The 21,505-nt window shown below is 43.0% G+C and carries 20 protein-coding genes; 2 read left to right on the forward strand and 18 right to left on the reverse strand.

Features of this window, described 5'->3' with window-relative positions:
- Positions 1-4 precede the first annotated feature (4 nt).
- The 9 genes from KP625_RS06055 to KP625_RS06095 form a co-directional block, all read right to left on the reverse strand.
- Positions 5-1,210 (reverse strand): pyridoxal-dependent decarboxylase, encoded by a 1,206-nt coding sequence (locus tag KP625_RS06055; protein ID WP_238299775.1) that lies wholly within the window; start codon positions 1,208-1,210, stop codon positions 5-7.
- Entirely contained in the window at positions 1,207-2,040 is an 834-nt protein-coding gene (locus KP625_RS06060; protein WP_238299776.1) for an aldolase/citrate lyase family protein, read from the reverse strand. Before KP625_RS06060 ends, KP625_RS06055 begins: the two co-directional genes overlap by 4 nt.
- A 16-nt stretch (positions 2,041-2,056) precedes the next feature.
- Entirely contained in the window at positions 2,057-2,566 is a 510-nt protein-coding gene (loaP, locus tag KP625_RS06065; RefSeq protein WP_238299777.1) for an antiterminator LoaP, read from the reverse strand.
- 280 nt (positions 2,567-2,846) lie between these two features.
- Positions 2,847-3,002: a hypothetical protein gene (locus KP625_RS06070; RefSeq protein WP_238299778.1), complete on the reverse strand. Its 156-nt coding sequence runs from the start codon at positions 3,000-3,002 to the stop codon at positions 2,847-2,849.
- A 176-nt stretch (positions 3,003-3,178) separates the two neighbouring features.
- A complete protein-coding gene (locus KP625_RS06075; RefSeq protein WP_238299779.1) occupies positions 3,179-4,069 on the reverse strand; it encodes a tyrosine-type recombinase/integrase in 891 nt (296 codons plus the stop codon).
- A 192-nt stretch (positions 4,070-4,261) separates the two neighbouring features.
- On the reverse strand, positions 4,262-5,287 hold the full coding sequence (gene holA, locus KP625_RS06080; RefSeq protein ID WP_238299780.1) for a DNA polymerase III subunit delta: 1,026 nt from the start codon (positions 5,285-5,287) through the stop codon (positions 4,262-4,264).
- 210 nt (positions 5,288-5,497) lie between these two features.
- Positions 5,498-8,053, reverse strand: a complete 2,556-nt coding sequence (locus KP625_RS06085; protein ID WP_238299781.1) for a DNA internalization-related competence protein ComEC/Rec2 — start codon at positions 8,051-8,053, stop codon at positions 5,498-5,500.
- Between the two features lie 12 nt (positions 8,054-8,065).
- Positions 8,066-8,944, reverse strand: coding sequence for a GerMN domain-containing protein (locus KP625_RS06090; RefSeq protein ID WP_238299782.1), 879 nt, complete (start codon positions 8,942-8,944; stop codon positions 8,066-8,068).
- Positions 8,941-10,476 (reverse strand): sensor histidine kinase, encoded by a 1,536-nt coding sequence (locus KP625_RS06095; protein WP_238299783.1) that lies wholly within the window; start codon positions 10,474-10,476, stop codon positions 8,941-8,943. The genes KP625_RS06090 and KP625_RS06095 overlap by 4 nt, the downstream gene beginning before the upstream one ends.
- Positions 10,477-10,616: 140 nt before the next feature.
- On the opposite strand from KP625_RS06095, the gene add reads away from it, so the two are divergent.
- Complete coding sequence (gene add, locus KP625_RS06100) at positions 10,617-11,588, forward strand: adenosine deaminase (RefSeq protein WP_238299784.1); 972 nt, start codon at positions 10,617-10,619, stop codon at positions 11,586-11,588.
- Positions 11,589-11,609: 21 nt separating this feature from the next.
- Here add and KP625_RS06105 read toward each other — a convergent pair whose 3' ends face one another.
- The 6 genes from KP625_RS06105 to argC form a co-directional block, all read right to left on the reverse strand.
- Positions 11,610-12,296 (reverse strand): response regulator transcription factor, encoded by a 687-nt coding sequence (locus KP625_RS06105; RefSeq protein ID WP_177969578.1) that lies wholly within the window; start codon positions 12,294-12,296, stop codon positions 11,610-11,612.
- A 10-nt stretch (positions 12,297-12,306) separates the two neighbouring features.
- Complete coding sequence (locus KP625_RS06110; protein ID WP_238299785.1) at positions 12,307-12,987, reverse strand: helix-hairpin-helix domain-containing protein; 681 nt, start codon at positions 12,985-12,987, stop codon at positions 12,307-12,309.
- 112 nt (positions 12,988-13,099) lie between these two features.
- Positions 13,100-13,540 (reverse strand): DMT family transporter, encoded by a 441-nt coding sequence (locus tag KP625_RS06115; protein WP_238299786.1) that lies wholly within the window; start codon positions 13,538-13,540, stop codon positions 13,100-13,102.
- A gap of 73 nt (positions 13,541-13,613) precedes the next feature.
- Positions 13,614-14,504, reverse strand: coding sequence for an acetylglutamate kinase (gene argB / locus KP625_RS06120; RefSeq protein ID WP_021985683.1), 891 nt, complete (start codon positions 14,502-14,504; stop codon positions 13,614-13,616).
- A 25-nt stretch (positions 14,505-14,529) separates the two neighbouring features.
- Positions 14,530-15,753, reverse strand: coding sequence for a bifunctional ornithine acetyltransferase/N-acetylglutamate synthase (gene argJ, locus KP625_RS06125; RefSeq protein WP_238299787.1), 1,224 nt, complete (start codon positions 15,751-15,753; stop codon positions 14,530-14,532).
- A gap of 371 nt (positions 15,754-16,124) precedes the next feature.
- A complete protein-coding gene (argC, locus tag KP625_RS06130; RefSeq protein WP_118545890.1) occupies positions 16,125-17,168 on the reverse strand; it encodes an N-acetyl-gamma-glutamyl-phosphate reductase in 1,044 nt (347 codons plus the stop codon).
- 258 nt (positions 17,169-17,426) lie between these two features.
- Here argC and KP625_RS06135 point away from each other — a divergent pair, with 258 nt between their 5' ends.
- Entirely contained in the window at positions 17,427-18,665 is a 1,239-nt protein-coding gene (locus KP625_RS06135; protein ID WP_021985686.1) for an argininosuccinate synthase, read from the forward strand.
- 51 nt (positions 18,666-18,716) lie between these two features.
- Here KP625_RS06135 and KP625_RS06140 read toward each other — a convergent pair whose 3' ends face one another.
- The 3 genes from KP625_RS06140 to KP625_RS06150 are packed head-to-tail and all read right to left on the reverse strand — an operon-like array spanning position 18,717 to position 21,505.
- A complete protein-coding gene (locus KP625_RS06140) occupies positions 18,717-19,652 on the reverse strand; it encodes a glycosyltransferase family 2 protein (RefSeq protein ID WP_238299788.1) in 936 nt (311 codons plus the stop codon).
- 27 nt (positions 19,653-19,679) lie between these two features.
- Positions 19,680-20,603: a glycosyltransferase family 2 protein gene (locus tag KP625_RS06145; RefSeq protein ID WP_238299789.1), complete on the reverse strand. Its 924-nt coding sequence runs from the start codon at positions 20,601-20,603 to the stop codon at positions 19,680-19,682.
- Positions 20,600-21,505 (reverse strand): glycosyltransferase family 2 protein, encoded by a 906-nt coding sequence (locus KP625_RS06150; RefSeq protein ID WP_177971241.1) that lies wholly within the window; start codon positions 21,503-21,505, stop codon positions 20,600-20,602. The genes KP625_RS06145 and KP625_RS06150 overlap by 4 nt, the downstream gene beginning before the upstream one ends.

A 21,505-nucleotide genomic window follows, 5' to 3' on the forward strand; every position in this document is an offset into this window, starting at 1 on the left:
TGTTTTATATGTTAAAAGTGTTAAATATATCCTCAAATGTTTCAGCACGTTTAATCACTTCTGTTTGTGCTCCACATATGTCTAACACAGGGAAATTCGGAAGGATGAACGGCGGCTTCATCACAAGGGAATAAGAGCCACAATTGCTAATCACTATTGCATCCCCTTTTGCAAGATGCCCATTATAATTTTTATATAGAACATCCCCTTCTATGCAGGTAAATCCAACCATGTCCAGCTCTCTATAGTCTTTTCCTTCACTCATGTGTAAGACCTCTATTGGTGGATTCACGCCTGTCATACTGATATTTTTCTGGCTTCCAAGCACGGATGCTATATATTTACCCCGGATATTTTTAATCGTTTTCACTGTACCTACAAATTTCATGCAGTCACCAACCAGCGCAGACCCAGGTTCTATCACAAGTTCCGGCATGGAACTGCGATCTTTAAAATAGTCAGCAAATACACACGCCGCCACTGTAGCGTACGCAGAATAATTCGGAATCTCATCAGAAAACTGTTCCCGCAGGCTGTCAGCCATTTTCCCATACAAGCCACCACCAATATCTACGCGTTCAGGAACGATTCCGGTTTTTTCTATTAAATCAATCATTCCTTTTGCACGAGCAGGCCAAAACTCTATCTGACGTTTTGCAAAATGACATTGGTAATTAATAAGATGAATTTTCGGATTATGAGTGACCATTTCCAAAACCGATTGAAAGTCCTCTCCGAAAACATCTAACCCAAACCGCGACAGCACGCCATCCTGAACATCAAAATTACAGCGTATCCCAACATTCAATACGCATTCTGTTTTTTGTGCCAGACTTTCTATATATTCTGCTTCATCGATGGAATCTATGTTCACAGTTCCACCGGACAACAGAAAATTTTCCAGCTTGTCCGGGTTCTTGATTGGTCCATTCCAAATGATGTTTTGTGGTTTTACTCCACATCGATACGCCAATTCCAGTTCCATCTCTGAAACAACCTCTGCATAACCTCCAAGCTCATTTACGATTCTACATAATTTCGGTATATAGTTTGTCTTGTAGGAATATGCAATGTTGAAATTTGGGTATATCTTCGCAAACTCAGCCTTTAATTCCCAAAAATTGTGTGTAAACTGTTCCGAATCAAGCAAGTAAAACGAATCACCGTAGACCTCTCTTAATTCATTAATCTTTTCTGACGTTATCCTCATGCTATCCCCTTCCGGCGATTCAAAATATTAGCAACGCAATCTTGAACCTCGTCTCGATTGCTTTCATAATCTTTTTTCGTCGCAGTTTGAATTATCTCCTTCTCATACTCTCGAAGTTTCTCCATATTTTCACGGAATATATCTTCCACTTCCTGTAAATCTGTTGTCAGCTCCATATTACAAAAGCTTCTTGATAAAATTGCTCTTGTTGAGCCCAACCTGTAATGCTCCATAATAATTTTTTCCGCCGGGAGATCTCCAAATCCAAGTCGTGCTATACCGCCAAACCCATATGGTATGCCAAACGCCTCTATTTTTTTGCAGATAGACTCCACAATTCCATTTGCCAAAAGCTCAAACATGAAAGAATATCCATAAGACAAATGCAAATCATTTAGGCCAATATGAATTTCATCAAAACGTCCGTATTGCAATACAGCTTCCAGACAAGCTTCTGCTTCTTTTGTTTCCAATAATAAGACAGTCTTACACCTTCCCTTTACAGCCCTAACAAATTTTTCAACTTCTGATAGTGTTTTCCACATCGGAAGCATAATTATATCTGCACCTGCAGCTATTACTTTCTCAATTTCCCGTACAGATTCCTCATCCCAAGGATTGATTCGCACTAATAATTCTGATTTTGATAACAAGGGTTTTATTTTTTGGATATCTTCGATGGTATGATGTGATTTGACTGTGTTCATACCCTTTTGTCTTTTCTCTTTCCCCTTTGTTTCCAAATCAATCCATATTCGCTGTACGCCATATTTTTCTGCTATCAAAGCCACAGACGGTTTATTTGTAATGTACATCAATGTTAAAGGCATTCCCCATATCTCCCATTCAATTCTTACTCGTCACTTCCAGCCCAACACGGATTCTCCGCACAACCTGCCACAGCAGGATTTCAAGTTCAGCAACGCGCTTGTGACGATCGATCTTCTTCACCCACGCAGTTTTGCCATCGAGTGGTCCCTGATCAATCAACAGATTTCCTTCCACGATATGTCCGGTAGACAGACAGATACATCCCTTTTCATCCATCAAAGATCGCAGGAACAATTCCTCATCCTCGCGAATCGGATAGAATCCGCCACCGATCTGAACCGGCATGACAACACTCGGAATATGTGCCAATTCATCCAGCAGGCTATCAGCAGAAGCATCACTTTCGATGAACACATATCCGCGAAATAAAACCTCGGTTACAATCTGCCATTCGCCTGCATATTTTTTCATTTTTTCGCATGTTGGAGTAAAAATATGAGTTGCCAGATTCCGGCTAATCGCGTGTCTGCATTTTTCGATTGCTGCAGCTTCTGTTCCATTCATCACCTGTACTACGTACCACATGTTTTATCCCTCTTATTCATGCGTAAAACTTTGTGAACCATATCTACAACATAATTAATATTATGTTGTAGATATCTTCTAAAACCATCTGTCATGATAACACAGAAAATGGCTTTTTTCAACAGCTAATAATGGCGGATTCCATGATGTTTATGCATACTCTTCCGTAAAATACAAAAAGTATCCTATCACGTGATCGGATGATCAGATATGGATACTTTTCGTGTTTTTCACAATCTAATATGCTGCAATTTACCTCGGAATAAACTGCTGCGTTATGCTAATTTTCCTTTTTCTTTAGTAAATCAATTATGGATTCAACTTCTTTTTGTGGAATTTTTGTCTCTGCGACGATTTTGTTAATATCCCGGTCAAGCTTTACATAAGCTTTTATTTCTCCACGCGCCTCTGCCTGATCAAGAAATCTCTCACCCATACTTGTTACATCTCCTTCGGTATAAACGCTTTGCGCATCCTCAAAACGAGTGTCTCCTGGCAAAAAGGACATTAATTTCAATACTGCATCAATTCTATTTTATCTGAAGCAAAATAGCAACCATATCTACAACATAATATTAATTATGTCGTCACCGCTGCCTTCCGGCAGTTTTTTTACCCTACATCCCACCCAAGCATATCCGGATATACAAGCCGCATCTGGTCAAGCAGCTTTTTATGCTCCCGTCCTGTCGACTTGATATAGATTCGGGTTGTCTCAATACTGCTGTGTCCGAGCATGTCCGCCAGCTTCGCGATATCCTGATTGATTTCATAGAAACGTCTCGCGAACAAATGGCGTAGATTGTGAGGATATACCTTTTCCGGCGACACTTCGGCATATTCACAGAGCCGCTTCATGTCCCGCCAGATATTGCATCGGTCAAGCGGTTTCCCTGTATATGTACGGAATATGCAGCCATGCCGGATATGATGCCTGCCCGCATAGCACGTAAGCAGTTCGATCAGTTCACTCGGGTATAAAATTCTTCTGGTTTTCCCTTTATTATAGATTTCCGTCATTCCCTCTTCCAGTGACTCCACTGTGACATTCGGCAGCTCGCTGATGCGGATTCCTGTGCTTCCGATTGTCTGTATCAGCATCGCCAGCCGCTCCTCGCCCCTCTGCATGGCTGTGCCGATCAACCTTTGATATTCCTGCACCGATAACTCCCGTTTTTCCGGAAGAAAGGCATCCTGTTGTATCCGAAATAACTTGACATGCAATTCGGTCCATTGCATGCAGGTGCAGAAATAATTGGCGGCCGCCAGAAATGAGTTGATGCTTGCCACGTGGTATCTGCCGCTTTTGTATAACGCGTCCTTGTACTGTAACAACAATTCCTTAGTCAGCTCCCGCTCCCCTGCAAACACATGCAGTTTCTGAACATCCCGCATATATTTTTCGATTGTACTTTTTCGTTTTTCCGCCTGAATCATATAGATTTCAAACTGTTCCAGTCTCCGTTTTGTTACTTTTCTATCCGTCATCCTTCTATTCGTCATTCTTCTTTCCTCCATCCGACTTTTATTTATTGTGTTCTCCCGCCTATGTACCGATAAGCATCTGTTGTCATATGAAAGCCGTATCGGCACAGCTTCTGTATAACCCAACTTACACAAAAAACAGACAGCGGATATGTTTACTCTTAAACATTTCCACTGCCTGCGCATCTTTTTTGTTCTCTTATATGATTTTTATTCCTGCTTCACCCCGCGGTGCAGCAATAATTCAAATATCGCCATCTCTGTTGCGAGCTTGTCCCGCATCTTCCCTGTCTTGATATTCGTATCTGCTTCCTGACAGATACGTACGCTGGCAAGCAGCTGCTCCTTCGTGAATGACCGTGCCTGTGAGATATACTTCTTCACGAAATACGGCCGGATTCCAAAAGTCGATGCAATCTGTCCTTCCGGTGTTCCGGTATCTAGTGCAAACCGGATTTTAAGTAACTGTACAAAATTCCGCGTGATCAAAACAAGAATCTTCATCGGTGGTTCCTGCAGATACAACAGATCATCGTAAAGCTCCATCGTCTTTTCTTTTTTCTTCTCCGATATCGCATCAATCATATCAAAGATTTTATCCTCTACCTGATTCACACACAGAAGATCAATATCATCCTTCGACACACTGCCTTTCTCTACAGCATATGACCGAAGTTTCTCTGACTCATTTTTGAGCAGGTTCATATTATTTCCAACACGGTCAATCAGATAGCGAAGTGTTGCTCCGCTTATGGAAATCTTGTCTTCTGCAAACATGCTGTTTAACCAGACCGCAAGCATATCGCTGTCCGGCGCATCAAACATCGCAACTGTGCCCAGCTCCGCAATCTGTTTTGAAAGTTTTTTACGATTGTCAATATTCTTCTCAACAAAGATGATGACCGTTGTCTCCGGAAGGCTTCCTAATACTTTTTCCATCTTCTCGCAGCCATTCTTGAAGTAATTGCTGTTCTCCACAAGTACAACTCTCCGCTCTGCAAAGAAAGGCATCGTATCCGCAAATTCGATGATATCTTCCGGCTTCGTGTTGTCACCCTTGAACGTAATAAAATTCATCGTATCATTTGGATCTGTCAATGCCGCAATCAGCTTATCGCGATACTGATAGATCAGATACGGTTCTGTTCCGCCAAGCAGATACACGCGGCTGAATTCTTTCTTATTGATTTGTTCATTCAGGATAGCCATGCCATTGCCTTTTTCTTTTTTTGCCATGTTGTCTCCGATTTTATTTACTCACTTCCGCAGATTCACATTTCATATCCATATCTGCCTGGTTCTTATTTGTCACTATTGTTTTCACGGTGCCGTGTTGACCTGCTATGTATTTTAGCACATTTTAATTGTTCTCTCAACGCCATCCTGCTGTTTGGTTTATCTCCGCAACCATTCTTTCGTTTATTTTCATAGACACTCTCGGCAGATTCACCGGCTCCGAAATATGACCGCTCCCATCTCATCAGTCCGTAGTACCTGCACACCTGCCTGCTCCAGGCCCTCAAGTACCTCTGCATGCGGGTGTCCGTATCGGTTTTTCTTTCCACAGGATATCACTGCATATTTCGTCCGCGCATATAGATTCTCCGAATACGAATATTTCGATCCGTGGTGCGGCAGCTTCACACAGTTATATTCCAATCCATCTGTACTCTGCCACGACACCTGCCTGCCGCTTCCATCCATTCCTGCACCATCCACAGCTCTCCAATCATCTATTCCTAACATATCTTCAACTGCATCCATGTCCATATCCCCGGTAAACAGCATGTCAAATACATTTGAATGATATGCAAGCGCCAGACTTGCTGCATTCTTATCCGCCGGTTGGTATGACCGGGTCGGATGCAGACAGGTAAAAGTAAATGTACCATCACCAATATACTCTCCCGCTTTCATATAATGGATTGCCACCCCATTTTTCCGAAGCAGCGTCTCCAGCTCATAATACGCCTCATCCCGTACCATATATGCTGAGAATACAACTGCACATACCTTGATCTGCGATAGTTTTCCCAACTCAACAATCTCCCTTAGTCCACTAATATGATCCTCATCTGTATGAGTCACAAACCAACAGTCAATCTGCGCTATCCCCTGTGACCGGATAGCCGGAAGTATCGTGTATATTCCACACTTCGGTTGCGTTGTAGATCCGCCATCGATTACAATATTTTTTCCCTTCGGGGTTCGGAGCAATATACCATCTCCCTGCCCAACATCAAGAAAATATACAGATTCTGTTCTTTGACTTCCGGTAAAAAACGCCTGACTGCCAAAGATGAGAAAAATCATTACCGTACATACAATAACGTTATAACGGATTACCTGTTTTTTTCGCCAAAATTGACCGGTTCGCCGATACCATTTATCCCGGATTTTATTTCTTGTCCCTGTATGTAAAAGTGCAAATAAAACCACAATCATTCCATACCACATGACCATCTGCACCGGCATTATCTCCCCTGTATGAATCGTATTTCCCGGGATCATCAGCGTCCATCTGCACAGACATGTATAAAATTGTAAAATCCAACGCGCAGGCAGTACCAAAAAACTTCCCCATACAAGTGATATCCAGGACAACAACACCCCTATCCATGCACTTACCACAACGACCGTCATAAGCGGTATTACAATCAGATTTAATAACCACGCATATACAGAAATCACATAATAGGTTTTCGCCAGAATCGGAAGCATCATCGCGTTCAACGTTATAGAGTAAATCAGGCTTTGTACAATACGATAACGCAGCCGGCACCGTTTCTGAAATCTCCGGAATGCTGTCTTTCTATGTAGTCTGCGCACCACATAATTTCCAAGCAGAACACCAGCGATTGCCATATAACTAAGCTGCATCCCCGAATCCAGGATTCGGACAGGATTCACCAACAACATAAAAAGAAGTGCAATTCCCATGGATGTCGGCATATCATATGGCTTTCCAAGAATCTGTGCCACAAGCTGTATGATAAGCATCCAGACTGCCCGTATCGTTGCAAGACTCATTCCTGTTAATATCCCATATGTAAATACAAGAATCATCGCCGTAATGCCCGCAGCACCGATTGGTACGCGAAATTTCCGAAGCAGCCAGAACAAGCAGCCTCCAAGCAGAGAGATATGTAATCCCGATATCGCAAGTATATGCGCAATCCCCCCGATCTGATACAAACGTTTCGTCTCCGGATCTATCTCCGATTTATCTCCAAGCAATATTCCCGATACAATTGATGCAATCTCACTCGGAAGAATATGATAGAACTGCGCATTCATCTTCTCCCGCACCATATATAACTGTGACTTCCATATGTAATACATACGATATGGTTGTTTCAACAAATTCTGATCTTTCAGCAGACATGCTGTCTGCGGCGCATAATAATAACCTGTAATATTTCTTGCAAGATAGTATGTTTTAGCCGGAAATGCGCCAGGATTTGCCGGATTATCGAATACATGATAAACACCCGTGATACGAATTACATCTGAAATCTTATACAGATTCATACCATGGCTATCTTCCTCTTCCATCCCGCGCAACAATATATACTTAGTCATACCTGCATACTTAAATACCGCTTCCTTCTGCCCATCCTCCGTTTTCTCCGTCAACACACGCACTGTCCAAGTATCTCCATGTATATCCGCAAGCACTCCTGTACAGCTTTGTTCCTGCCCCTGTTGTTCCTTCTGCGCAGCATACGTTTCAACGGCATAAGCATCCTCCACACTTACAATCCGCTCGTATTCCCTGTTATCCCTCACCTCTGCCGGAATACACAAAAAGGCACACAGCATCCCGGTGCAGATACCTGCCACCAAAAGCCATACGCCTTTTTGTTTTCTCTTTAATCCTATCATCCCAGCAAAAATAAGCACAACGATTGCTATGCTTATTTCGCCTGCCGTTCTCGTGTAAAGGGCTGTCACCTCTCCAAGTGCATACGCCAAAGCTACACAAAAGAATGGTCGTTTCATTTATCTCCTATTTTATTTTGTCTCCACCACATCTGATTGAAAAGACAATGGTTTATCCAGAGCAACTGTATTTCGGTATGCCGGAATAATCTTCCCATCAATCAAAATCTGCACACTCTCAACACCGGTCTGTGCAATTACCGAATTAACAACCGCATATATCGTAAGTTCCGGTGACAATGTGCCTACACCGCTTGCAATTTCTGTCGACAAATCAAGATAACACACAGTTCCATGCACAGACACCTGATTTACTTTCGTATCCTGAGGAAGTACATTCTTCTGTACCAATTCCCGGATAATCAGTTCCTGATCCGATGTCTGTGGTTCTGCCTGCACTTTGATGCCATAAGACTGTAATGCAGTTTCCTGTTCATTTGGCACATACATAGTTATATCATGTTCCATCAGGCTCGGTTCATCACAATCATAATAATATATCGTATCTCTTGTAAATAATTCCTGTTTCATGATATTCGCAGCAACATCCTGAACAGATAACGAAATGCTGGCGATATCATTCAACTGGAACAATGTTTTCGTAACCGCCGCCATCTCCAACAAAATGTCTTCCTGTTCATAGGTTCCATCCATCATCGTTATAGTCATCTGTAAACTATTATCTTCTCCAAACATATATGTGTAGGAATCCAACTTTGATGTATCCAGAGCAGTCATTGCCGTCATAATATCTTCCACACAAGTTGTTACAACATCCGGTGTTTTCAACTGGTAGTCATCTGGTGCACACTCAATCGTATTCTCCTCGACCACATAAAGATGGATCATATTGTCCGCAAGAGAAACCCGTTCCGAAGACAACCTATCTTTTCCACAGGCTGTCAGACATAACATTGCAAAAATCATACCGATCAGCTTGCATCGTTTCATTCTGCACCACCGTCCTTCCGCGTGATTTCTTCACTGACATCCAACTTCATCGGTATCCGGATTGTAAAGGTTGTTCCTTCTCCCGATTCACTGTATAGCTTAATCGAACCTTTATGCATCTGTATCACACTCTTGGTGATTGCAAGCCCTAATCCGGTACCTCCCGTATCCCGGCTTCGCGCCTTATCCACACGATAAAAACGTTCAAATACATGTTCCTTACAATCATCCGGAATTCCAACACCCGAATCCGCAACTTTCACATAGAAATTCCGGTGATCCGCATTCAAGGTCACCTTCACCCAGCCATTATCAACATTATACTTCACCGCATTCTCAATAATATTCGTAAGTGCCAGACTCAGTTTTACCTCATCCACAATTGCAGTCACATCCCGATAGCTTTCATAGGTGATCTGTATACCCCGGCTCTTTGCAATCGGAGTTACACGTTTCAAGATCACTTCCAACAGATCATTGATTGAGATTTCTTCCAGATTCAACGCTGCCGATTTCTTATCCATCTTAACCAATGTCAGTAGATCTGTAATAATCTTGCTTTCCCTGTCAATCTCATCTACGATATCTGTCATGAACTCCTTATACATCGTAAGATCTGCATTATCATTTTGAATCAGGGAATCCGCCAACACCTTCATCGAAGTAATCGGTGTTTTAAGTTCATGAGAGACATTCGATACAAATTCCTGCCTTGTAGAATCTATAACCTTCAGTTTTGATATCGTTGCATTATAACGTTCTGTAAGCTGCTTAAACTCCTTAAATCCACGCACCGGAATCTGCTGTGTCTCAAGCTGTCCTTCTCCTGCAATCTCCATCTGCTGATTGATTCGTTTAATTCCGCGAGAGCTCGCATTTCCAATCGCCCATGCCGCACCTATACAGATCACCATGATTAATGCAAATGTCATTCCATTTCTGCGTTCTACCCGTTGTTCAATCACCTTCAGGCTTTCCGTAGAGGCCTGAAGCAAAAGAACGCCCTGAATATTTAATCCATCCTTTACAGCAGTAATATATTCCAGATAACCATCCTTTTTGTTCATGAAATCAGACTTCTGTCCACGCATCACAGCAATAATATCCGGATTCACAACCAGATCCTGTTCATGATTGCCATAAGTATCTTTTATGATACGATAAGTATTATCTACAACCATAACTCTGCCATAAAAGGTTGTTGCCACCCCTTCAATCCGCAGATTCAGATCTGCCGGCTGCGTAAGCGACATCTGATTTTCCACCAGATTATTCTTGATATATTCTGCCTGTGATATCACATTTTTTTCAAGCTGTTCCTGATAGCGTTGCACATACAAATGACTGGAAAGCACAGAATACACAAGCATAATCCCGGCACAAAGAGCAATAACAAGAATTGTGACAAACCATCGCAGACTGATACCAACATGGTGATGCTCCCGTTTTTCTGCCCGTTCCCGATTTTTTAATTTTTTTCGTTCGACCTTTTCTTTGTTAATCGAAGATTTATCTTTCTTTTCCTTTTCCACGTCTGCTTATTCCGTCCTTTTCAGAATCCCTATTAAACGTGCTTCATTATATCACACTGCCTGTTGCACATCAAGGCACTTGTATAATCCCCCTGAAATTGCTATGATACAAATAACCAATTCGAAAGGAGTTGTCCGCTATGAACTACGATTATATTTCCATGCCAAAAATCGATCTGCATTGCCATCTGGATGGTTCGCTGAGTCTGTCTTTTCTGGCAGATACATTAAATCTTAAGGATCTTGATATACACAAAATCCAAGCTCCCACAGACTGTCAGTCCCTGGCAGAATACCTTACGTGCTTTGATCTCCCGGTCTCTGCTTTACAAGAGAAGGAACACATCCGGGATGCCGTCGTAGATGTGGTGCGGCAGGCAGCTGGAGAAAATGTCCGTTATATGGAGATCCGCTTTGCCCCTGCGCTCAGTGTAAATGGACATCTGGATCTGCAGGATGTTGTGCAATCTGCCATCTATGGATGTCAAAAGGCATTTGACAAATACGGCGTTTTTACCAATCTGATTCTGTGCGCTATGCGGCATCATTCCCTTGCACAAAACTTATTAGTTGCCCGATGTGCCCGAGAATTTCTGGGCTATGGCGTCTGTGCTCTGGATCTCGCCGGTGATGAAGCAGGACACCCAAACGAAGAATTTGCATCCTTGTTTGAAGAGGCCAGACGGCTTTCGCTTCCATTTACCATCCATTCCGGAGAATGCGGAAGCGAAAGAAATATTGCGCTTGCACTTGCCTACGGTGCAAAGCGGATCGGCCACGGAATTGCTGCGATCAAAGACCACTCGTTACTAACTGCCTGCCGCAAAGCAAACATTGGATTCGAGCTTTGTCCGACGTCAAATTTCCAGACAAAAGCGGTCACAGATACCACTTCTTATCCGCTGCGCGCCTTTCTGGATGCCGGTGTACTTGCAACGGTCAACACCGATAACCGGACTGTCAGCGATACGACACTGACAAAGGAATACGAATTTGCACTTGAACATCTGCAGATAAAAAAAGAAGATCTCCGGACACTTTATCAAAACAGTGTGGAAATCTCCTTTGCTGATGATTCTGTAAAACATCAATTATTGTATCTCATGCCATAGCCATAACCGGCTATGTGCCCGTTAGTCGTGGAAATAATATCCTACGCCCCATTTTGTATGAATGTATTTTGGCTCGGCAGGTGTTGCCTCAATCTTCTCGCGAAGACGACGCACATGTACATCCACCGTTCTGGCATCACCCGGATATGCAGCGCCCCAGATTGTCTTCAGAAGCTGCTCTCTGGAATATACCTTGTTCGGGTTTGATACCAGCAGATATACCAGTTCGAATTCCTTTGCCGTCAGATTCACTTCTTTATCATCAATATAGACACGCCGGCTGTCCACATCAATCTTAAGTCCCTTTGTCTCAATAATCTTCTGATTTTCCTGCTCCGGCACATTTCTGCCATTACGACGGAAAATCGCCTTGATTCTCGCCTTTACTTCCAAAATATTGAACGGCTTTGTTATGTAGTCGTCAGCGCCATACTCCAGGCCAAGTATCTTATCCATATCCTCCCCCTTCGCTGTCAGCATAATAATCGGCACATCCGAAAATTCACGTATCATCTGACAGACTTCCAGGCCACTAAATCCCGGCAGCATGATATCAAGCAGGATCATATCATAGTGATTTGCCTTTGCAAGTTCCAGTGCAGTCTCTCCGTCATAAGCAACTTCCACCTTCATGTCATCTTGTTCCAGACTGAACTTAATTCCCTTTACGATTGATTTTTCATCATCTACCACCAAAATTTTCTTCATTCTATACACCTCATCCCACAATAATTAAGTCCTTAATTTTATTATATACGCCCTCTTTGATTCCCTGAATGTTCATAAGTTCATCCGTACTCTGGAACCTCCCCTGAGCCTCTCGATATGCGATAATCGCATCTGCCTTGCTTTCGCCGATTCCCGGCAACGTCATCAGTTGTTCTTTTTCTGCTGTATTGATGTTAATCTTCGCATCAGCTTCTTCCGATGCATCTGTCTTCTGACTATCGACCGATTCCCGTGACGAAAGTGAAAGTCCCACTGTCTCATCCCGGGTTGGAATATAAATCTGCTCTCCTCCGGTCACTGTCTGTGCCAGATTCACATAGTTCTCATCCGCTTCATCCAAAAATCCACCAGCCATCCGGACAACAGTCTCTTTAATTGCAGTTGCCGATACATAATACACACCGGGATTTCTCACAGCGCCACACACATAGATTGCAACCATCTCCGGTTCACTCATCTGTGTTCCGTCCGCAGCTTCCGTCGTCGAAGCCACATCCACCTCTGCCTCCGGATTCTGCCCGTCATTTTCGGTTAATCCATACTCCATATCTGCTGTAGTTGCCGTATATTCTTCCACATCTCCCGTCGTCAGAAGCAATGCTTTATCTCCACAGCCACATAGCAAGAGTACCAGTACACAACTGCCTATTAACTTTTTAATATTGTGCAAAATGAAATAACTTCCTTTCTTTTAAGTCTGGTATTCCATATTGCATAATCAAGACATAATCATTGTACAAAACTTACCTTATAAATACAATAGGCGTTTTCACGAAAAAAAGTTATTTCTCCCACTGAAAAATGATAAATCCCACTACAGACACAAGAATGCCAACCAGCTTCGTCCACTGAAAATCTGCTTTTTCCACACTAAACAAACCAAACAGTTCTATCAGATACGCAATCAAAAGCTGCGAAATCACAATCAGCAATACAGCTTTCGCAGGTCCCAAACCTGCCATCGCCGTGATAACGGTCCATGTAATAAATGCGCCGATTACACCACCAAGCAGCATATATTTATGATCAACCTGTGCAAGTGAAAAAATCCCTGCCTGATTGCGTTCGAAGATTGCCCACAATGCGATTGCAACGATAAATCCGGAGAATGCCACCCACGCAGATGCAAGCCACGTAGACGTCTGTTTTGTCACTCCTGTATTAAATACACCCTGCACACTCATCAACGCACCGGATATCAATGCAACTATAATTCCCCACATAAAAAACTACCTCCATAGACAAAATGTATATAGAGGTAGTTTGTGTTCATTCTTTCATTTTCATTCAGGCAAATTAGAATAATGGTTCCTTCAAAATCGCTGTACCAATACCCTTTTCTGTAAAGAACTCCAGGAGCAGGCAATGCTCTACACGGCCATCGAGCATATGGACGCGGGCAACACCGTTCTTCATTGCCTCGATACAGTTCGTAAGCTTCGGAAGCATACCGCCTCCGACAACACCGCTGTCGATAAATTCCTGTGCCTCATTGATATCCATTTCGGAGATCAAAGTAGACTTGTCGGTTGGATCTACAAATACACCTTCGATATCTGTCAGGAATACAAGCTTCTCTGCATTGATAGCCGTTGCGATTGCACAAGCGGCATCATCTGCATTGATGTTATAACCATGGTAATCATCGATGCCGATACCGATTGGAGCTATAACCGGGATAAAATCATTTGCAATTAATGTATCAATAATCGTAGGATCTGCCGATACAACCTCACCGACGTATCCGATGTCCTTACCTCCGGAAAGTTTCTTCTGCACCTTCAGAAGTCCGGAATCCTTACCGCTGATACCGACCGCCTTCAGTCCCAGCTTCTGCATCATAGACACAAGACTCTTGTTGACCTTGGAGAGTACCATCTCTGCAACATCGAGCGTCTCCTCGTCTGTCACACGCAGGCCATTCACGAACTCGGATTCTTTGCCGATCTTCTTTAACCATGCACTGATTTCCTTACCACCGCCATGCACGATGATCGGCTCCATACCAATCAGCTTCAGAAGGGCTACATCCTTGATAACATTGTATTTTAAGTTCTCATCCACCATTGCACTTCCGCCGTATTTGACAACGACACGCTTTCCATTGAATTTCTGTATGTATGGAAGCGCCTCAATCAACGTCTGCGCTTTCGCAAGTATCATATCCATCGAATCATTATTTACCATCTTATTTTCCTCCGTTATTATTCTATTACGAACGATAATCTGCATTGATTTTCACATAATCATAGGTGAGGTCACAGCCCCACGCGGTCGCCTGGGCATCACCATCACGGACATCGACCTTCGCGATTACAACATCCGGCGATAAAATCTTGGCCGCCTTCTCCTCATCAAAAGCAGTTGCCACACCATTTTCAACCAATGTAATCTCGCCCTTTTCAGATGCCATCACGATATCGACCTTGAGCGGATCAAACTGTGCGCCCGAATATCCCATTGCACAGAGGATTCTTCCCCAGTTTGCATCCCTTCCGAAGATCGCACACTTCGTCAGATTCGAGGTAATGATTGACTTTGCAAGTACCTTGGCAGTCTGCTTATCCTTTGCATGTTTTACCTGCACCTCAAACAGACGGCTTGCACCCTCACCGTCACCGGCAATCTGCTTTGCCAGGTAGGTATTCACTGCAAGCAGTGCCTCCTTGAACACCTCGTAATCGTCGTTTTCCTCAGTAATCTCCGGGTTGCCCGCCATACCATTTGCCATCACTAACACGGTATCATTCGTTGATGTATCACCGTCCACCGATACCATGTTAAATGTGTCTTCGATGGAACCCTTCAGCGCCTTGTCCAGCAATTCTTTCGAGATTGCCGCATCTGTCATGATGAATCCAAGCATCGTTCCCATGTTCGGATGAATCATGCCGGAGCCCTTACACATCGCACCGAATGTAACAGTCTTTCCACCAATCGTTGTCTCATAGGCGATCTGCTTCGGATGCGTATCGGTTGTAAGAATTGCTTCTGCGGCATCCTGCGCAGACTGTACATCGCTTTTCAGCATACCGGAAAGCTTCTTCACACCACCCGCGATCACATCCATCGGCAATGTAAATCCGATGACACCGGTTGATGCTACTAACACCGTATCAGATGAAATATTCAAAGCCTCACCAGCCATTTTCGCTGTCTCGACAGCATTCTCATATCCTGCCTGTCCGGTACATGCATTTGCAATACCGGTATTTATTACGACTGCCTGTGCCACACCTGCATCTGTCACCTTCTTATCCCAGAGCACCGGAGCTGCCTTAACAAGGTTCTTCGTGAAGGTTCCTGCGGTTACCGCCGGCTTCTCGGAGAATATCATCGCCATATCCTTGTTTGTCTTTCCTTTTTTGATTCCGGCTCTTGTGCCGGCCGTTGTATATCCCTTTGCAGCGGTTACGCCGCCCTCGATTTGTTTCATCTCGATTTCCTCCTATCTGTATTACATCGGTAATTGCGAATCAACTATATCGAATATATTTCAATAACGATTCATTCTATATACAATGTATTGAAACCAAGATATTCTAAATATTCTGCTCTAAGCTTTTCAAAAATACGCCACCACCGCCAATTCGCCATCCATGGCTCAATGGCGTTTTGTTTGAACATCGTGTTCAAACATGGCTTGTCATCTTACAGAATATTAAGAATATCTAAGTTTCAAACATATCGTATATTAGAACGAATCATTATCAAAATATATGCTATACTCTTATTGTTGATTCGCAATTACCATTTACTCTTTTCATCTAAGTAACATACAAATTGATGTTACTAAACCTTACCTTGTTATGGGAACATTGGAGGCATCAGAAGTCCTTCTTCTTCCGGTAAGCCCATGATCAGATTCATGTTCTGGACCGCCTGTCCGGCAGCCCCCTTCACCAGATTGTCCATTGCTCCCATCACAACCACACGTTTCGTACGTGGATCAATCACAAAGTTCACATCCACGTAGTTACTGCCTTCTACCCAGCGTGTCTCCGGGCAGACACCCTTTTCAAGCACACGCACGAAGCGCTCCTTACCATAATATTTATCATACACTGCCTTGATATCCTCATAAGAGACATCCTTCACAAGCTTTGCATATGCTGTTACTAAAATGCCACGGTTCATCGGCACGAGATGTGGTGTAAAGTTGATCGTGAGCGGTGTGCCATCGTAAGCATAGCCAAGCTGTTCCTCGATCTCCGGTGTATGCCGGTGTGTCGTCACGCCGTATGCCTTGATGCTTTCATTTACTTCGCAGTAGAGGTTTGCGACCTTGGCACCACGTCCGGCACCGGATGTTCCGGATTTCGCATCCACAATAATCGTATCTACATCAACCAGACGCTCCTTAACAAGTGGATACAACGAAAGAATTGAACAGGTTGTATAGCAGCCCGGATTCGCGATCAGACGCGCCTTCTTGATATCCTCACGGTTGATCTCGCACAGACCATACACTGCCTCATCAATGAACTGTGGACTCTTGTGCTCTAAATTGTACCATTTCTCATACGTCGCTACATCCTTAATACGGAAATCTGCAGACAGATCCACAATCTTCGTATTCGATAAGATCTGCTCATTTACAAGCGATGCACAAAGTCCCTGCGGTGTTGCAGTAAAGATTACATCCGCCTGCTTACTGAGTTCATCCATATTGTCATCCATACATTTTGCATCCACTAACTGAAACATGTTTCGATATACAGATGCGTATTCCTGATCGATATAACTTCTGGAACCATACCAGACGATCTCCGCGTCCTTATGTCCCAGCAAAATACGTACTAATTCCTGACCGGCATATCCGGTTGCCCCTATAATTCCGACTTTTACCATCTTTCTGCCTCTTTTCTGTCTTCCGTTTTTCACAAATTTGTCTCATTATACAACCGCAGTTTTATTTATGCAACCCTATTTCTATTTTTTATGTATATTTTTACAATTATTTATTGTTTTATGCATATTTTTATACATTTATGCAGTTTTTATACATATTTTTATAGATTTTTAGGTTGCATATTGACACAAAAAGAAGTATACTAGACAAAACGTGTCGTAACGCGGATTATTACATATTTTATGGAGGAAACTTTAATGGGCAAAGAGAAAGTAATTCTTGCGTATTCCGGTGGTCTGGACACCACTGCAATTATCCCTTGGTTAAAGGAAACTTACAATTTCGACGTTGTATGTGTATGTATTGATGTCGGACAGGAAAGCGAGTTAGAGGGACTCGATGAGAGAGCAAAATATTCAGGAGCTGAAAAACTCTACATCCTGGATGTTGTCGATGAATTCTGTGATGAGTACATCCTTCCGGGTGTAAAGGCAAATGCAACTTACGAGTATGAGTATCTGCTTGGTACTTCTTTTGCAAGACCTTTGATTGCAAAGAAGCTGGTAGAGATCGCACGTAAGGAAGGTGCTACAACGATCTGCCACGGTGCTACCGGTAAGGGAAATGATCAGGTTCGTTTCGAGATCAATATCAAGGCACTTGCACCAGACTTAAATGTCATCGCAACATGGAGACAGCCGGAGTGGACGATGCAGTCCCGCGAAGATGAAATTGCATTCTGCAAAAAGCACGGTATCGATCTTCCATTTGATGTGACAACATCTTACAGCCGTGACCGTAATATCTGGCATATCAGCCACGAAGGTCTGGAACTTGAAGACCCATCCTTAGAGCCAAACTGGGATCACCTCCTTGTACTTGGTACTTATCCTGAGAAGGCACCGGATGAGGCTGAATATGTAACTGTAAACTTCGAGAAGGGAGTTCCTACCGCAGTCAACGGCAAACAGATGAAGATGTCTGACGTAGTCCGTGAACTGAACCGTCTCGGCGGCAAGCATGGTGTTGGTATCGTAGATATCGTAGAAAACCGTGTCGTAGGTATGAAATCCCGTGGTGTCTATGAGACCCCTGGTGGAACAATCCTGTTAGCAGCTCACAAGCAGTTGGAAGAGCTGATTCTCGACAGAGACACTCTTGCATTTAAGAAGACAGTTTCTGATAAGTATGCAGATCTTGTATACGAAGGAAAATGGTTCTGCCCACTCCGTGAAGCATTGCAGGCATTCATCGAGAGCACACAGGATCGTATCACAGGCGAAGTAAAGTTCAAGCTTTACAAGGGCAACATCATTAAGGCTGGTACAACTTCTCCTTATACACTTTACTCCGAGTCACTTGCAAGCTTTACAACCGGCGATTTGTACGATCATCACGATGCAGAAGGCTTCATCCATCTGTTCGGTCTTTCTATGAAGGTTCGTGCAATGCTCGACCAGAAGCGTGAGGAAAAGGATAAGAATAACGACAAATAAATTTACAAACAACAAAAATGCGGTGTCAAAGCACCGCATTTTTTATTGCATTTATTTCTTTAAGTCTTTCCGTTTCTCATCCACATATTCAATCTGCGGACGGAAGAACAGTCCTTTTACAAATCCCTTTGTAAGAACCCACATACGCTTGCATTTATAACCATTTCCCTTTTCACAGAGAATCTTCTTGTACATATATGCAACAAGTTCAAAATAACTGAGAATGTACATAATTCCATTTCGATATGCCGTACAGCCATCATTCCGAAACGCCAGCTCATAACGATCAATACGCTCATAATCATCCACACTGATATCCGATCCCTTATTGTTCTTCATCTTATGAATCACTTTACTGTCTGTGACGAAATAGGATGGAATCCGTCTGGATATACGAAGTGTATATTCCTGATCATCCCCCCAGATAAAGTACTCTTTCAGCGGAAGTCCTACCCGCTCGATTGTCTTACGTTTGAAGAACAATGATACAAATGTCGCCTTACATACACGAACGATGCCCTGTCCCATCATCTCGAATTCATCTACAGATTCTTTCTGATCGATAATTGGTTTGTTCATATTGCAATAGCTTCCATCTGTCCACAATACGCAGCTTGCCAGAAATCCGTACTTGCCTTTCAGCTTCCGGTCTGCAACAAGTAGATTTTTGAGTGCATCCGGTGTCGCAATCGTATCATCGTCCATAATCCACATATACTCATATCCACGATTATATGCCTCTTTCAAACCATAATGGAATCCACCTGCACCTCCAAGATTGCTTCCTGTATTGATATAGCTGATTGTATCATTAGCCTCAATGATATCTTCTACAAATTCATGCGTGCCATCCGTGCTTGCATTGTCAATCAGCAAAATATCTAACTGATTCATGCTCTGTGCAAGTAACGCCTGCAGGCACTCCCGCAAAAGTTCTTTCCGGTTATATGTCACAACCACCGCTGCAATTCGATTAATCTGTCTCATAATATCCTCCATCGTCTCTTCTTTTCCTTAGTTTGGACTATATTTCTCATTTTTACCAAGCACACCGTGATAGCCGTCTTTCAAAGCATCACGAAGCATCCGCACGATATATCTGCCCTGTTTCCGCTTGGACGGAATCAACTGCATTCCATATCCACATGCAATAAATACCAAAAACTCCGCAATAATCACAGCCGTTGTGACCGGCTTGCAATGTGCCTTCACCGCATCCAATCGATTCCGGTGTCCATAATATGTTCTCCAGCTCATACGGGCAAAAAAACCTGCCTGCTTTCCTGTCGGCAATACAGTTTTATGGTTCAGATGTGCCGCATTGATATTCACGATACCTCCATATTGGCGCAGCCGCATCGAATATTCCGTGTCATCGTACCAGATAAAATATTCTGATTTCGGAAGACCAATCTTCCGCAGGATATCGCCTCGAACCATCAATCCGCAGAACGTTGCCAGATCATAATGGAAGCTTTTTTGCTCATATGCAGATAACGGTACATTTTTCTCCAGACATAGCAACTGGTTTACGATTACACGCCGATGACTCGTTTGAATCTTTCCTTGTGTATATACCGTACCCGAACATGCAACCATGTTCGGACGGCGCCGGATTATCTTATCACATTGCCTGATATAATCAGATGCAATCATCGCATCATCGTCAATAATCAAAATCCAATCCAGATCTTCTTGCTGTGCAAGCGCAAGTCCTACCCGGAATCCTCCTGCACCACCAAGATTCTCTGTCTGGTTCGAAATCACAAATTCCGGATTTTCATTGTACTGTTCCAGATATTCCTTCGTTCCATCCGTACTGCAGTTATTGACTATCACAATCCGCTCAAACGGAACCGTCTGATTCAGACACTGTTCCACGCACTCCTTCAACAGTTCAAGCCGGTTATAGGTTACAATTACGACTCCGTATTTCATTTTATTTCCTCCAATAATATCTGCAGAGAATCTATCTGACACTTCCATTTAAACGCTTCTCTTTTATTATTTTTCTTGAAAGTCGCGTTCGTTGACATATCCTCCAAATGCAGAATATCAATGGATGGTTCATAGACTGTTTCCACCTGATTTCTTCTACACCGCAAATATAACAGTTCTTCCTCCCGGAACATAAATGTCCGGTCATCAAACGCATCTTCAAATTTCCGAATATATACAGGGGTTAGAATCAGACAGCATCCATGTAATACAATGTTTCTATGACGCTGCTTGCTTGCTACAGCCATGTCTATCCTGTCATCCAGGCTATCCTCCTGCATTTTGCGTTTCTTATGTTTCAATACTGTCTGATCAAGCACCTGATTGATTATGTTTCGAATCGGAAAAAGCTTGGACATATAATATCGATACATTCTTTTTGATTTTTCCAATTCCTTCTCGAAATACGTTCTGGAATGGATCTTTAAATACATGTAATTTGTATATCCATTTAACAACGTTATATGTGGTCCTATAATCCCACAGCCTGATGCTTTATATTCCGCTTTCACTCGTTGCAGAAAATCCGGCTGCAACAGCAAGACATCATTGTTCATCACGCAGATATAATCCGCTTTCAGAACATCCCTTGCATATTTATACCCAAGATTGTTTCCTTTGGCAAAACCTAGATTGCTTTGTGCACATAATACTTTGATGTGACTATTCTCTTTGTACTCCGCCGCTAACAACTTGCCAGAACCATCCGGGGAACAATTGTCAACTATGACTATTTCGACTGTGTCATTTTCTGTATTATTCAAGATAGACTCCACACTCATCTCTGTGACGTGTGGTTCATTATAGTGAAGTAACACAAATGCAAATATCTCATCACGCAT

The organism is Eubacterium sp. MSJ-33 (assembly GCF_022174665.1).
Lineage (GTDB): Bacteria > Bacillota > Clostridia > Lachnospirales > Lachnospiraceae > Coprococcus_C.

What these genes read in the sequence shown, in the direction of transcription:
- KP625_RS06055 (WP_238299775.1), bottom strand. Translation starts at nt 1,210, where the DNA reads ATGAGGATAACGTCAGAAAAGATTAATGAATTAAGAGAGGTCTACGGT.
- KP625_RS06060 (WP_238299776.1), bottom strand. Translation starts at nt 2,040, where the DNA reads ATGCCTTTAACATTGATGTACATTACAAATAAACCGTCTGTGGCTTTG.
- loaP (WP_238299777.1), bottom strand. Translation starts at nt 2,566, where the DNA reads ATGTGGTACGTAGTACAGGTGATGAATGGAACAGAAGCTGCAGCAATC.
- KP625_RS06070 (WP_238299778.1), bottom strand. Translation starts at nt 3,002, where the DNA reads ATGGGTGAGAGATTTCTTGATCAGGCAGAGGCGCGTGGAGAAATAAAA.
- KP625_RS06075 (WP_238299779.1), bottom strand. Translation starts at nt 4,069, where the DNA reads ATGACGAATAGAAGGATGACGGATAGAAAAGTAACAAAACGGAGACTG.
- holA (WP_238299780.1), bottom strand. Translation starts at nt 5,287, where the DNA reads ATGGCAAAAAAAGAAAAAGGCAATGGCATGGCTATCCTGAATGAACAA.
- KP625_RS06085 (WP_238299781.1), bottom strand. Translation starts at nt 8,053, where the DNA reads ATGAAACGACCATTCTTTTGTGTAGCTTTGGCGTATGCACTTGGAGAG.
- KP625_RS06090 (WP_238299782.1), bottom strand. Translation starts at nt 8,944, where the DNA reads ATGAAACGATGCAAGCTGATCGGTATGATTTTTGCAATGTTATGTCTG.
- add (WP_238299784.1), top strand. Translation starts at nt 10,617, where the DNA reads ATGAACTACGATTATATTTCCATGCCAAAAATCGATCTGCATTGCCAT.
- KP625_RS06105 (WP_177969578.1), bottom strand. Translation starts at nt 12,296, where the DNA reads ATGAAGAAAATTTTGGTGGTAGATGATGAAAAATCAATCGTAAAGGGA.
- KP625_RS06115 (WP_238299786.1), bottom strand. Translation starts at nt 13,540, where the DNA reads ATGTGGGGAATTATAGTTGCATTGATATCCGGTGCGTTGATGAGTGTG.
- argB (WP_021985683.1), bottom strand. Translation starts at nt 14,504, where the DNA reads ATGGTAAATAATGATTCGATGGATATGATACTTGCGAAAGCGCAGACG.
- argJ (WP_238299787.1), bottom strand. Translation starts at nt 15,753, where the DNA reads ATGAAACAAATCGAGGGCGGCGTAACCGCTGCAAAGGGATATACAACG.
- argC (WP_118545890.1), bottom strand. Translation starts at nt 17,168, where the DNA reads ATGGTAAAAGTCGGAATTATAGGGGCAACCGGATATGCCGGTCAGGAA.
- KP625_RS06135 (WP_021985686.1), top strand. Translation starts at nt 17,427, where the DNA reads ATGGGCAAAGAGAAAGTAATTCTTGCGTATTCCGGTGGTCTGGACACC.
- KP625_RS06140 (WP_238299788.1), bottom strand. Translation starts at nt 19,652, where the DNA reads ATGAGACAGATTAATCGAATTGCAGCGGTGGTTGTGACATATAACCGG.
- KP625_RS06145 (WP_238299789.1), bottom strand. Translation starts at nt 20,603, where the DNA reads ATGAAATACGGAGTCGTAATTGTAACCTATAACCGGCTTGAACTGTTG.
- KP625_RS06150 (WP_177971241.1), bottom strand. Translation starts at nt 21,505, where the DNA reads ATGCGTGATGAGATATTTGCATTTGTGTTACTTCACTATAATGAACCA.